Consider the following 13027-nt stretch of genomic DNA (forward strand, 5'->3'; position numbering starts at 1 on the left):
GGCAAAGCATTGCTCCGATAATCAGAGAGTTAGCGGTTCATTGTCCAATGCGAAAATTGAAATTGTATCAATTTGTATCACGCGCGAGGCTGGCGACAGTTGGTGACACATTCGTGCTTTTTCAACCGTAGTTTTGCGACAAGTGCGAACTAGCTTCTGGTCATCGCAGCAAAAAACCGAAAGGACAGGAGCGATGAACAGAACGCAGAAAATCGCCGTATCCCTGCTGGCCACGACATTCCTTGGCGCCAGCGTGTTGCCCACGCTCGCCCAGTCGGCATCCGTCGACAACAAGCCGGTTGCCGAGAAACGCATGGCGCATGCCGGCGGCAAGCAAGGAAAGCGCGCCAAACGCGGAGACCGAGGCATGAAGCGTGCCTTCGAGCGGTATGATGTCAACAAGGACGGCGTCATCACACAGGAAGAAGTCGAAGCCGTGATCGTCGAGCGTTTCAACGCATATGCCGGCGAGGATGGCGTCATCAACCTGGACGACTTCCGCACCGCCTGGGTCGAGAATTCGCGCAATCCCATGGTACGCGCCTTCCAGCGGCTTGACCGCGATGGCGACGGCGCCGTGACCGTCGAAGAATTCGACACCGCGTCCGAGCGCATGTTCAATCGCCTTGACCGCGACGGAAACGGCGAGCTGACACGCCCCGCCCATGGTGAAAAGGCCGGTGCCAAGAAGGACGGCGCCAAGAAAGAAGGCGCCAAGTCCGGACAGCGCGGCCACGGCAAGAAAATGGCCAAACGTGGCGGATCGCACCGCGGCGGGCCCGGTGCGAGCCAGCTCATGGAGCGCTTTGACACCGACAAGGACGGCAAGATCACCCGGGCCGAATTCGACCAGGTTCGCACGGCGCTGTTCGGCAATGCCGATGCCGACAACAACCAGTCCGTCTCGCTCGAAGAGTTCGCAACCGTCTGGCAGGACATGAACAACGAGCGCATTGTCCGCGGCTTCCAGCGCTACGATACCAATGGCGACCTCAGCATCACGCTTGAGGAATACACCGCCGGGAACATCGACTTCGTCAAGAACCATGACCGTAACGGCGATGGTGTTGTGACCAAGGCGGATGCCAAGCGCGGCAAACATCACGGCAAGCGCTCGGATCACCGCAAGCACAAGAAAGGCAGCGAGCGCGCTTCCGCGCCGAAGCAGCTCAAGCCGGTTCAGCCGATCCAGCCGGAAGAAAAAAGCTGACTGCGGCTTCGGACCAACAAGACAAGGGGCCGGTACCGACCGGCCCTTTTGCATGAGCGGCGATCGATCAGACCGGCTCCTTGATCAGCACGTTCTGATCGATCATGAAGCGATTGAAAATCGGCAGGCTGGCGCCACCGATCACACGGGCTTCCGCACCGACTTCGGCTTCGACGATCCGTGGCTCCTGGATACCCTGCCGGTCAAGCTTCTCGAATTCCGACCTGACGGCCTCGACGAGCCGCTTGCGGACATCTTCCGGAAATCCGCCGTCGATGAGGACCGCCTCCGTGTCGATGATTGCAGCAATCGCCAACGCGGCGATCGCGATGTTGCGCGCGGTTTCGATTATCCATTCCGAGAGGATATCCCCGAAATCCGGCCAGTCGTCAGGATTGAGCCAAAGGGGCGACGGATCGAGCCCAGCCTCCTTCAAACGGTTTTCGAGCACAAAGATCGATGCCTGGTTGAGCAGTTGTCGCGGCCTACCGTCAGGCCCCGGGACCGGGATCGGGCCGAATGCACCGGCATTGCCGGTTCGGCCGGTGAAGACGGCATGATTGAGGACCAGGCCGCCGCCGATGAATGAGCCGACATAAAAATAGGCGAAATCGGCAAATTCGCGTCCGCGTCCGAACACCAGTTCGGCGCCGCAGGCCGCCGTTGCATCATTCTGCACAATCACGGGAAGGTCGGTCACGCGGGCGAACGCCTCGGCGAAATCAAATTCACGCCAGGCGTCCATCTCGTCGGACGGCGCGCCGACCTGATCGAGCCAGTTCCACAATTCGAATGGCGACGCTATGCCGATGCCGGTTATGCGGTTTCGCGCGGCCTCGTCGAGCTCGGCGCGAAATCCCTCGAGGCCGCTTTCGGCAAACTGCATGATCTGGTCCGGCAGCGGATAGGCAAACGTCTCGCGCAGTTGGCGGCGCACCCCACCAACAAAGTCCATCAGCACGAGATCGGCACTGCGGCGGCCGATCTTCAGGCCAACCGAGAAGACGGCATCCGGGTTGAGCGCCATCGGAATGGATGGCTGTCCGACACGGCCGCGCACCGGATCGCCGCGTATGAGCAGCGAGTCTTTCTCCAATGCCCGCATGATGACGGAAACCGTCTGGGGCGAAAGTCCGGTGCGGCGCGCGATCTCGGCCTTGGCCAGGCTTCCGTGACGGCGCACCAGCGACATGACGAGCCGCTCATTATGCGCCCGTACGCGCGTCTGGTTCGATCCGCCGCTCGGATCCTTGATCCTGGGAGCGTCATCCCGGGCCGCGCTGTCCGGCTGCATGTTCAACAAGGTCCTCCCGGGCGTTCGTCGGCGTGTGTTGGTTATTCTATATGCGCAAGATCACGTTTTCTTCGCCCCATTCAACTTTGGCACAGAAAATAAATAAATCAAGTGGATTTATTTATTGACAAGCGCAAGGTTTGCGTGTGTGATTGACCATGAAGCGGTGGTCGCCCGCACCTGAACCGGCGGACCGTCATGCAGGTGCGGTTCCGCTTCAACCAAAACGGACCATATGGCCGGACCCGGCCACATGGTCCCCGTAAGCCAATGCGACGCGGCGGATGCTTAATCCGGTCGACTTCCTCCGGGTGGTCTCTGCGTCATGGTCACCATGGACGTCCGCCGAACGCGGACGCCGGGGTGGCGAAATCGGATGAATCGGGAGGATCATCATGAAGCGTACACTCATCTCAGCAACCCTCGGCGCGCTTGCACTCGGCGTGGCCGGGATCAGTACGGCGCAAGCAGAAAACATCGGCGCCTGCCTGATTACCAAGACCGACACCAACCCGTTCTTCGTGAAAATGAAGGAAGGCGCGACGGCCAAGGCCAACGAACTCGGCATCGAACTTAAATCCTATGCCGGCCGGATTGATGGCGACTCCGAAAGCCAGGTCGCGGCAATCGAAACCTGCATCGCCGACGGTGCGAAGGGAATCCTGATCACGGCATCGGATACGAAAGGCATCGTCCCCGCTGTCACTCAGGCGCGGGATGCGGGATTGCTTGTCATCGCACTCGACACGCCCCTTGAGCCGATCGATGCTGCCGACGCCACGTTCGCGACTGACAACTTCCTTGCGGGCGAGTTGATCGGCCAATGGGCAGCCGCGACGCTTGGCGACGAGGCCAACAACGCGAAGATCGGGATGCTTGATCTTGCCGTCAGCCAGCCGTCCGTCGGCGTATTGCGCGATCAGGGTTTCCTGACCGGCTTCGGTATCGACGTGAAGGACCCCGGCAAATGGGGCGATGAGGACGATCCGCGCATCGTCGGCAACGACGTCACCGCCGGCAACGAGGAAGGCGGCCGCACCGCCATGGAGAACCTCCTGCAGAAAGATCCTTTCATCAACGTCGTCTACACGATCAACGAACCGGCCGCCGCCGGCGCCTATGAGGCGCTCAAGGCCGTCGGCCGCGAAAACGACGTGCTGATCGTTTCTGTCGACGGCGGGTGCCCGGGCGTTCAGAACATCGTCGATGGTGTTATCGGCGCGACCTCGCAGCAATATCCGCTGCTCATGGCATCTCTCGGCATCGAGGCTATTGCCGCCTGGGCGAAGGATGGCACCAAGCCGACCAACACCGAGGGCAAGGACTTCTACGACACGGGCGTCGCGCTGGTTACGGACAAGCCCGCCGACGGCGTGCCCTCCATCGACACCAAGGAAGGCATGGACAAGTGCTGGGGCTGATCCCGGCCTGACAGCCACAACGCCCGGGCAGCCAACTGCCCGGGCCGCGGCCGACATTTACAAAGCCGCACACGTCCACAACAATGCTTGACAGACGGCGACGCAGCCAACGGCGATCCATGAGAACGGATCGGGCCGGCCGGCACCGCCAACACAAGCGGGGGAAATACAATGCCCGAAACGAATGAAAAAGCAGGGCAGGATTTCGAACAGGTCCTGGATCAAAGCGCGACCGAGGTCGCGTCGTTCGATCACCGTGACCGCTCGCCTGTGGAGCGGGTGCAGCACACGCTGCACTCCAACCCGGCCGCCGTACCGCTAATCGTGCTTGTCATGTCGCTGATCGTGTTCGGCTTGATCATCGGCTCGAAATTCTTCTCGCCATTTGCCATGACACTGATCCTTCAGCAGGTGGCGATTGTCGGCTTCGTCGGCGCGGCGCAGACACTGGTCATCCTGACCGCCGGCATCGATCTTTCCGTCGGCGCAATCATGGTGCTGTCCTCGGTCGTCATGGGCCAGTTCACCTTCCGCTATGGGCTGCCGCCGGAACTCGCCGTTCTGTGCGGTTTCATTGTCGGCGGCCTGTGCGGCTTCATCAACGGTGCGCTCGTCGCGCTTGTGCGGCTGCCGCCCTTTATCGTCACGCTGGGTATGTGGCAGATCATCCTGGCATCCAACTTCCTTTATTCGGCCAACGAGACCATCCGCAGCCAGGACATATCCAAGGCCGCCCCCCTGCTTCAGTTCTTCGGAAACAAGATCAATATCGGCGGCGCGGTGCTGACCTTCGGCGTCATCACCATGGTGCTGCTTGTCCTGTTACTCAATTATATCCTCAACCACACCTCCTGGGGCCGGCATGTCTATGCCATCGGCGATGATCCGGACGCGGCAGAACTTGCCGGCGTGCGGGTCAAGCGCACCCTCATTTCGGTCTATGTCTGCGCCGGTCTCATCTGCGCCCTTGCCGGCTGGGTGCTGATCGGCCGCATCGGCTCGGTTTCACCGACAGCCGGACAATTCGCCAATATCGAATCCATCACCGCCGTGGTGATCGGCGGCATATCGCTCTTCGGCGGGCGCGGCTCGATCCTCGGCATGATGTTCGGTGCGCTGATTGTCGGCGTCTTCTCGCTCGGCCTGCGCATGATCGGCACGGACCCGCAATGGACCTATCTGCTCATCGGCGTGCTTATCATCTCGGCGGTCGCAATCGACCAGTGGATAAGGAAGATTTCAGTATGACCGAGCCAATCCTGACCGCGCGCAACCTCGTCAAACGCTATGGGCGGGTGGTTGCTCTGGACCACGCGGATTTCGACCTTTATCCGGGCGAGATCCTGGCAGTCATCGGCGACAACGGCGCCGGAAAGTCGACCATGATCAAGGCGATATCCGGCGCGGTCGTACCCGATGAGGGCGAGATCATGCTGGAGGGAAAACCGGTTCTTTTCAGCAATCCGATGGAGGCACAGCAGGCTGGTATCGAGACGGTTTACCAGAATCTGGCGCTGTCCCCTGCCCTTTCCATCGCCGACAACATGTTCCTCGGCCGCGAATGGCGCAAACCCGGCATCGCCGGACGGCTATTCCGCCAGCTCGACCGGCCGGCCATGGAGAAATTCGCCCGTGACAAGCTGAGCGAACTCGGCCTGCTCACCATCCAGAACATTGGCCAGGCCGTGGAGACATTGTCCGGCGGTCAGCGCCAGGGCGTGGCGGTGGCAAGGGCGGCGGCCTTCGGCTCCAAGGTCATCATCATGGACGAACCCACGGCAGCCCTCGGCGTCAAGGAATCACGGCGCGTCCTTGATCTCATTCTCGACGTCAAATCGCGCGGCCTGCCGATCGTGCTGATCTCGCATAACATGCCGCATGTGTTCGAGGTTGCCGACCGTATCCACGTTCACAGGCTCGGCCGCAGGCTTTGCGTCATCGACCCGAAAGAGCACTCGATGTCCGACGCGGTTGCCTATATGACGGGCGCCAAGATGCCGGAACAAATGGAAGCCGCATGAGCGCAATTCCGCCGCGGGACCTTCTGGATACCGTCGTGGTGGCGGCAGACCGGCGCGCGCGCGTGATCGTTGCCATTGCCGGACCGCCGGGCGCCGGAAAATCCACCCTTTCCTCCAGCCTGGCGCAGCAACTCACCACGGCCGGCCACAGCGCCGCGGTGGTTCCCATGGACGGCTTTCACCTCGACAACGACACGCTTGACCGGCTGGGCATGCGCGACCGAAAGGGCGCGCCCGAGACCTTCAACGCCGACGGTTTCATCGCCCTGGTCGAACAGTTGCGGATCAATGCGGGTGACGTCGCGGTTCCGGAATTCGACCGCGCCAGCGACAGCGTCCGTACGAAGGGCGGCGTTGTTTCAAAGGATTGCAGGTTTGTGCTGGTGGAGGGCAATTACCTCCTTCTTGACGACGAACCCTGGAGCCGGCTGCGCCCGCTCTTCGACCTGACGGTGTTCCTCACCGCGCCAATGACAGACTTGCGCGAGCGCCTGATCGCACGCTGGCTTGAACACGGCTATGACCGCCGCACGGCGGAGGAAAAAGCCGGCGGCAACGATATCCCGAATGCCCAGCTTGTGCTGTCAGGTTCCCGCACAGCCGATGTGATCGTGCAATCGGCGGGTGCAGCCGTCCACAGCCCATAATGCTTCGTCTCGAGGCAGCCTCGTCGGCGCTCAACCATTCGAAACCGTTGATTCCACTAAACACTTTTCGGCCCGCCTCAATTTTCCCCGTTCGCACATCAAGCGGGCCATCGGACTGCCTCCGACGGATTGGCGGGAAGCCTGAATTAATAACTTGACAGACTGGAGCGGAGCACGCATCCTTACGAATGTAATCGATTACAAAGTGACATACCGCCTTATGTAATCGATTACTTATGCATCAGTCTTTTAAGACTAGCCGGGCGCACCGGGAGAAATGCGCCCCTCATGGGAGGATCAAATGGATCGCATCAGGACAGCTCTTGCAGCAACGACAATCCTTGCCGGTTCGGTCGCAGCCTCTGCGACGGAACTGGAAGTCACACATTGGTGGACCTCGGGCGGCGAAGCGGCCGCGGTGAAGGTTTTCGCCGACGCCTTCAACGCCAGCGGCAACACCTGGGTCGACGGCGCCATTGCCGGCGGCGGCAATGCGCGGCCGATCATCATCAGCCGTATTTCGGGCGGTGACCCGATGGGCGCAACGCAGCTCAACACCGGGCGCGACGCCGAGGACCTGGTCAAGGCCGGCCTGATGACCGACCTGACCGAACTTGCCGAGAAGGAAGGCTGGGCCGATATCATCCGCCCCGCCAAGCTGCTCGATGCCTGCCGTTACGAGGGCAGGATCTATTGCGTGCCGGTCAATATCCATTCCTTCCAGTGGATGTGGCTGAACCGGGGTGTCTTCGAAGACAACGGCATGGCCGTTCCCACCAACTGGAATGAATTTGCAGCCGCCGCGCCGAAACTGCGCGAAGCCGGCGTTATCCCCCTCGCCGTCGGTGGCGAGCCATGGCAGATCAACGGCATGGCCGGCGTCTTTACGGTGGCACTCGGCGGCGTCGACCTTTACCGGAAAGTCAATGCGGACAAGAGCGCGGAAGCCGCCGCCAGTCCCGAAATGACGCAGGTGTTCGAAGCGATCGCCGCTGCCCGAGACATGGTCGATGACGGCTATGTGGGCCGCGCCTGGAACGACGCCGCCAACATGGTGATCACCGGCAAAGCCGGCGCACAGATCATGGGCGACTGGGCCCAGGGCGAGTTCGGCGTGGCCGGTCAGACCGCCGGCAAGGAATATGACTGTCTTCCCGGTCTTGGCGTGCACCCGGTTCTCGACACCGGTGGCGATGCTTTCTACTTCCCGAAACCGGCGGACGACAATCCCGACCTCGTCAAGGCACAGCTTGATCTTGCTTCCCTGCTGGTCTCGAAGGCCGTCCAGGTCGATTTCAACCTGAAGAAGGGCTCACTGCCCATTCGCGGCGACATCGATCTGTCGGCAGCCAATGACTGCATGAAGAAGGGCCTCGCCATCCTCGAGAAACCGGAAAACATCCTGCCCTCGGGCGAGCAGACCTGGTCGCCCGACACGCAGGGTCAGTTCGAGGATCTTTGGGTCGAGTTCTTCAACGATCCGGGCATGACGCCACAGGAAGCCCAGGAGCGCTACGTCGAGATCGTCGCAAACGCCGACTGATCGCGACCTATACGCCCAGCATATCCCGGGTGCCGGCCACCGCCGGCATCCGCCTCCCGGAGCAAAGCCATGGCGAACCAGGACCGACCTAATCCCTATTTTCGCAATATGAATGCCAAGGTCGCGGCGACACCGATGATCCTGACGACAATGATCGTCTTCGTCGGATGCTCGCTGTGGACCGTCATCTATTCGTTCTCGGCCTCACGGGCCCTGCCCGTCAACGAATTTGTCGGATTTGCCCAGTACGACCGGCTTTTCAACACGTCGCGCTGGAACAAATCGGTCGAGAACATTGCGTTCTACGGGATCTTCTCACTGGTCTTTTCCCTGGTCGTGGGCTTTGTTCTGGCAGCCTTCATGGACCAGAAGATCCGCTTCGAAAACACGTTCCGGACCATCTATCTCTATCCCTTCGCGCTTTCCTTCATCGTGACGGGTGTCGTCTGGCAGTGGATCCTCAATCCGACGCTGGGCCTGCAGGAGGCGGTGCGCAATCTCGGCTGGGAGAGCTTCACATTCGACCTCATCGCCGACCGCGACACGGTTATCTACGCGCTGCTGATTGCAGGCATCTGGCAAGGCACCGGCTTTGTCATGGCGCTGATGCTCGCGGGCCTCAGGGCTGTCGACGATGAAATCTGGAAGGCCGCGCGCGTCGACGGCATCCCGAAATGGAAGACCTATATTTTCGTGGTCATTCCGATGATGCGGGGCGTCTTCGTCACGACGCTCGTCATTATCGCATCCGGCATTGTGCGCCTCTACGACCTCGTGGTCGCCATGACGGCGGGCGGGCCCGGCATCGCCTCGGAGGTTCCGGCGAAATATGTCTACGACTTCATGTTCGCGCGCGCCAATGTGGGCCAAGCCCTTGCCGCATCCACCGTCATGCTGACGACGGTTCTCATCATCCTGATCCCCTGGATCTATCTCGAATACGGCAAGAAGAAAGGGTAGCGCCATGACGACCATGGAAGCCATCGGCCCGCGTCCGAAACGCGCCCTCGACCCGGCAAGGATCATGATCTATTCGGTCCTCATCGTCGCGGCCCTTTACTACCTCCTGCCGCTTTACGTGATGGTCATGACCTCGCTGAAGGGCATGCCGGAAATCCGCCTCGGCAATATCTTCGCGCCTCCCGTTGAAGTCACGTTCGAGCCCTGGATCAAGGCCTGGGATACAGCCTGCACCGGCCTTTACTGCGAGGGCCTGAAGGTCGGCTTCTGGAATTCGGTGCAGATCCTGATCCCGAGCGTCATCATCTCGATCGCGATTGCCTCGGTGAACGGCTACGCCCTCTCCTTCTGGCGCTTCCGCGGCGCCGAGGTGTTTTTCACGATCCTTATCTTCGGCTCGTTCATTCCCTACCAGGTGATGCTGTATCCGCTTGTCATCATCACCCGGGAGCTTGGCATATTCGGATCGCTCGCCGGTGTGATCTTCATTCACACGATCTTCGGAATGCCGATCCTGACGCTGCTGTTCCGCAACTATTTCGCGTCGCTGCCGCAGGAACTGTTCAAGGCGGCCCGGGTGGACGGCGCGGGCTTCTGGGGCGTCTTCCTGAAGATCATGGTGCCGATGTCGCCGCCGATCTTCGTCGTCGCCATCATCCTGCAGGTCACCGGCATCTGGAACGACTTCCTGTTCGGCGTCATCTTCGCCGGCACCCAGAACTTTCCCATGACGGTCCAGCTCAACAACATCGTCAACACCACGCAGGGTGTGAAGGAATACAACGTCAACATGGCCGCAACGATCCTGACGGGCGGCGTCCCTCTGCTCATCTACTTCCTGTCAGGCAAATATTTCGTCCGCGGCATCGCGGCGGGTGCGGTGAAGGGCTAATCCGATGACAGCTACCGACAAAAGCATCGAAATCAAGAACCTTTCCTTGAACTTCGGCGATTTGAAAGTTCTCGAAGACCTCAATCTGGAGATTACCGACGGCGAGTTCCTCGTGCTGCTCGGGGCATCGGGCTGCGGCAAGTCCACCCTGCTCAACTGCATTGCCGGGCTGCTCGATATCTCGGACGGCCAGATCTTCATCAAGGGGAAAAATGTCACCTGGAAGGAGCCGAAGGACCGCGGCATCGGCATGGTCTTCCAGTCCTACGCGCTCTACCCGCAGATGAGCGTCGAAGGCAATCTGTCCTTCGGGCTCAAGAATGCGGGCGTTCCCAGGGCCGAGATCGCGGAACGGGTGGCGCGCGCCGCCGCGGTCCTGCAGATCGAGCCGCTGCTCAAGCGCAAGCCTTCGCAGCTTTCGGGCGGCCAGCGCCAGCGCGTCGCCATTGGCCGCGCCCTGGTGCGCGAGGTCGATGTCTTCCTGTTCGACGAGCCGCTTTCGAACCTCGACGCAAAGCTGCGCGCCGAGCTGCGCGTCGAGATCAAACGCCTGCACCAGCGTCTCAACAATACGATGATCTATGTGACCCACGACCAGATCGAAGCGCTGACGCTCGCCGACCGCATCGCCATCATGCGCGGCGGCAAGGTTCAGCAGCTCGACACGCCGCATGTGATCTACAATCACCCGGTCAACAAATATGTGGCCGGCTTCATCGGCTCACCCGGCATGAACTTCATGCAAGGCAAATTCAATGGCGGCGACAAGCCCCTGTTTGCGACCGGCGGCCTCGACGTCGACCTGTCGCGGTACAATTTCGAGAACGGCCATGCGCTGGAGGGTTCCGAGGCCTGGCTCGGCGTGCGGCCCGAACACGTTTCCGTCGGTCAGGACGCGGCCCAGAAGGCCTTCTCGCAGGAGATCCAGGTCGAAGTCGTGGAGCCGATGGGATCGGATACACTCGTGTGGACCACCCTGGCCGATCAGGAATTCCGTTTCCGCATGGACGGGCAGAAGAATGTCGAGGTCGGCGAAACGCTGAATATCGGATTTGATCCGGTCAGTGCTTCCGTGTTCGACGTGCAGACAGAAAACAGACTTTAAAACAAACGCTTATTTTGATTGGATCACGCATGGAACTGTCGTTTCAACTTTACAGCGCGCGCAATTTTCTGCCATGGGACAAGGTGCTCCCGACACTCTCTGCACTCGGCTATACGCAGGTTGAAGGGTTCGGTGGGGTCTATGAGACGCCGGAGGCGTTTCGTGACCTGATGGACCGGAACGGTCTGACAATGCCGTCCGGCCATTTCGGCATCGAGACCCTGGAAAATGATTTTGACGGTGTGATTGCCCGAAGCGAAACACTCGGCATCCGGTCGATCTTCTGCCCCTATCTCGATGAGGACCAGCGGCCATCGGACGCGGCCGGCTGGGCAGCATTTGCCCACCGCCTTTCCGCGATCAACGAGAAGGTCCGCGCCACGGGCCGGCGGTTCGGCTGGCACAATCACGACTTCGAGTTCAAGCAGCTGGCCGACGGCACGGTACCGCAAACGGTGATCCTCGAGGAAGCGCCGGATATCGACTGGGAGGCAGACATTGCCTGGATTTTGCGCGGCGGCGCGGAGCCCCTGGAGTGGATCGGGCGCTACGGTCCACGCATCACGGCAATCCATATCAAGGACATCGCGCCTGCCGGACGTTGCGAGGATGAGGATGGATGGGAGGATGTCGGTCATGGCATCGTTGCCTGGAGGAATATCCTCAAGGCGTTGGATGCGCATGCGAATGTCACTCACAATGTCGTGGAACATGACAATCCGAACGATTTCGACCGTTTTGCGCGGCGTTCCATCGAGGCTCTGCGCAATTTGAACGAGGTGCAGCATGCCTGAACAGATTGGCGTGGGAATCATCGGCTGCGGTAACATCTCCGCTGCCTATATGCGGCTCGCACCGTTGTTTCGCGGCTTTGAAATCAGAGCCTGCGCGGATATCAGCGAAGAGGCGGCAAAGGCGCGCGCGGAGGAATTCGGCTTGCGCCCCGAGACCGTCGATGGCCTGCTGGCAGCCGACGATATCGACATTATCGTCAACCTGACGATCCCGGCAGCCCATTTCGAAGTCTCCGAAAGGATCCTGAATGCCGGAAAGCACGTCTATTCCGAAAAGCCTTTTGTGCTGTCTGTCGAAGAGGGCCATGGACTGGCCGATCTGGCCCGTTCCAGGGGCCTGCGGATCGGTTCGGCTCCCGATACCTTCCTTGGCGGCTCACACCAGCTTGCGCGTCACCTGATCGACAGCGGCGCGATCGGCAAGGTGACGAGCGGCACGTGCCATGTTCTGAGCCATGGCATGGAGGACTGGCATCCCAATCCGGATTTCTTCTTCAAGCCCGGCGGCGGGCCGGTCCTTGATATCGGCCCCTATTACATCACCAATCTCGTCCAGTTGATCGGACCGGTAAAGCGTGTTGCGGCGATGTCCGCGACACCGTCGCCGGAGCGCACGATCACCTCGCAGCCACGCCATGGCGAGAAGATAACGGTGGAAACGCCGACGACATTCCAGGCCCTGCTGGAGTTCGAAAGCGGCGCCGTCGTTACGCTCGGCGCGAGCTGGGACGTGTGGCGTCACGGACACGCGCCGATGGAGCTGTATGGCGAGGACGGTTCGCTTTTCCTGCCGGATCCGAACTTCTTCAGCGGCGCGCTGCAGATGACGAGGAAGTCCGAATTCACAAATGATCTTCCGGCGTGGGAGCACCCCATGAGCATCGTCAATGAGGGCGATGGCGACAATGGTGTCGCCAACTACCGGGCTTCGGGCCTCGCCGACATGGCACAGGCCATAACCGAGGAGCGGCCGCACCGATGCTCGCTCGAGCTTGCGCTCCACGTGGTCGAGATCATGACGGCAATCCTGCAATCGGGTGAGGACGGGCGCTTCAGAGCCTTGGAAACACGATGCGAGCGCCCGGACGCACTGTCGCCCGCCGATGCCGCGGCACTGATGGCCTGAACCGCCGAGGCGGT

Annotated in this window: 12 protein-coding genes; 11 read left to right on the top strand and 1 reads right to left on the bottom strand. The window is 60.8% G+C overall.

Annotated elements, in window-relative coordinates; genetic code table 11:
* Positions 1 to 193: 193 nt before the first annotated feature.
* On the top strand, positions 194 to 1210 hold the full coding sequence (locus OOZ53_RS02765; RefSeq protein ID WP_271087771.1) for an EF-hand domain-containing protein: 1017 nt from the start codon (positions 194 to 196) through the stop codon (positions 1208 to 1210).
* Between the two features lie 67 nt (positions 1211 to 1277).
* Here the strand turns inward: OOZ53_RS02765 and OOZ53_RS02770 are convergent, their stop codons facing one another.
* A complete protein-coding gene (locus OOZ53_RS02770; protein WP_271087838.1) occupies positions 1278 to 2504 on the bottom strand; it encodes an ROK family transcriptional regulator in 1227 nt (408 codons plus the stop codon).
* A gap of 395 nt (positions 2505 to 2899) precedes the next feature.
* On the opposite strand from OOZ53_RS02770, the gene OOZ53_RS02775 reads away from it, so the two are divergent.
* From OOZ53_RS02775 to OOZ53_RS02820, 10 genes are all read left to right on the top strand, one after another.
* Positions 2900 to 3925, top strand: a complete 1026-nt coding sequence (locus tag OOZ53_RS02775) for a sugar ABC transporter substrate-binding protein (RefSeq protein WP_271087772.1) — start codon at positions 2900 to 2902, stop codon at positions 3923 to 3925.
* Positions 3926 to 4096: 171 nt separating this feature from the next.
* Positions 4097 to 5173: an ABC transporter permease gene (locus OOZ53_RS02780; RefSeq protein WP_271087773.1), complete on the top strand. Its 1077-nt coding sequence runs from the start codon at positions 4097 to 4099 to the stop codon at positions 5171 to 5173.
* Positions 5170 to 5946, top strand: a complete 777-nt coding sequence (locus OOZ53_RS02785) for an ATP-binding cassette domain-containing protein (protein ID WP_271087774.1) — start codon at positions 5170 to 5172, stop codon at positions 5944 to 5946. Before OOZ53_RS02780 ends, OOZ53_RS02785 begins: the two co-directional genes overlap by 4 nt.
* Positions 5943 to 6593 (top strand): nucleoside triphosphate hydrolase, encoded by a 651-nt coding sequence (locus OOZ53_RS02790; protein ID WP_271087775.1) that lies wholly within the window; start codon positions 5943 to 5945, stop codon positions 6591 to 6593. Before OOZ53_RS02785 ends, OOZ53_RS02790 begins: the two co-directional genes overlap by 4 nt.
* A gap of 301 nt (positions 6594 to 6894) precedes the next feature.
* The gene (locus OOZ53_RS02795; RefSeq protein WP_271087776.1) at positions 6895 to 8136 is read left to right on the top strand and encodes an ABC transporter substrate-binding protein; all 1242 of its coding nucleotides are present in this window, start codon (positions 6895 to 6897) and stop codon (positions 8134 to 8136) included.
* Between the two features lie 69 nt (positions 8137 to 8205).
* On the top strand, positions 8206 to 9096 hold the full coding sequence (locus OOZ53_RS02800) for a carbohydrate ABC transporter permease (protein WP_271087777.1): 891 nt from the start codon (positions 8206 to 8208) through the stop codon (positions 9094 to 9096).
* Between the two features lie 13 nt (positions 9097 to 9109).
* Positions 9110 to 9988 carry a carbohydrate ABC transporter permease gene (locus OOZ53_RS02805; RefSeq protein ID WP_425499096.1) on the top strand — a complete coding sequence of 293 codons (879 nt, stop codon included), beginning with the start codon at positions 9110 to 9112 and terminating at the stop codon, positions 9986 to 9988.
* A gap of 4 nt (positions 9989 to 9992) precedes the next feature.
* Positions 9993 to 11093: an ABC transporter ATP-binding protein gene (locus tag OOZ53_RS02810; protein WP_271087779.1), complete on the top strand. Its 1101-nt coding sequence runs from the start codon at positions 9993 to 9995 to the stop codon at positions 11091 to 11093.
* Between the two features lie 29 nt (positions 11094 to 11122).
* Positions 11123 to 11887, top strand: coding sequence for a sugar phosphate isomerase/epimerase family protein (locus OOZ53_RS02815; protein WP_271087780.1), 765 nt, complete (start codon positions 11123 to 11125; stop codon positions 11885 to 11887).
* Entirely contained in the window at positions 11880 to 13013 is a 1134-nt protein-coding gene (locus tag OOZ53_RS02820) for a Gfo/Idh/MocA family protein (protein WP_271087781.1), read from the top strand. Before OOZ53_RS02815 ends, OOZ53_RS02820 begins: the two co-directional genes overlap by 8 nt.
* The last annotated feature ends 14 nt before the right edge of the window (positions 13014 to 13027 follow it).

The organism is Allohoeflea poritis, assembly GCF_027889715.1.
Classification (GTDB): Bacteria; Pseudomonadota; Alphaproteobacteria; order Rhizobiales; family Rhizobiaceae; genus Hoeflea_A; species Hoeflea_A poritis.